Annotated in this window: 1 protein-coding gene; it reads left to right on the top strand. The window is 49.7% G+C overall.

The features are described from left to right. On the top strand, positions 1 to 199 hold a 199-nt coding region (locus EN869_RS34885), incomplete at its 5' end, for a hypothetical protein (protein WP_210237970.1). Positions 200 to 386 lie beyond the last annotated feature (187 nt).

Here is a 386-nt window from a genome sequence, read left to right as displayed (position 1 = left end):
CGGCCTTCTTCTGGTTGTTGAATGGGGCGTGACCGCTCGTACATTCGTGCGCGAATGCCTCAACAACAATCCGATCCTTGCGGATAAATGTATCGGCGTTCTGCTTAACAAAGTCGATATCAACAGAATAAAGATGTATCAAAAGTTCGGCAGCGCCGAATTTTACAGTGAACGTTATGGCAAGTATTACCAGACTTAGTTGTTGAGAAAGCATTGTGGATCGCCTATGGAGGGCTGTGACGAACAACCTCCTCGAATATCGACATGGCAACTTAATGTTCGTTCGAGCCTATGCGCGCGAGACGCAAGAAATGGTGTTCGACGCGCATGACCGGGCGTTCGCCTTCTAGGCCAAGTCTGCGCGCACCATCTACGATGACTCGAAG

Source organism: Mesorhizobium sp. M2D.F.Ca.ET.226.01.1.1, assembly GCF_004022705.2.
In the GTDB taxonomy this organism is placed as follows: domain Bacteria; phylum Pseudomonadota; class Alphaproteobacteria; order Rhizobiales; family Rhizobiaceae; genus Mesorhizobium.
This window is presented reverse-complemented; position numbering and strand designations above follow the sequence as displayed.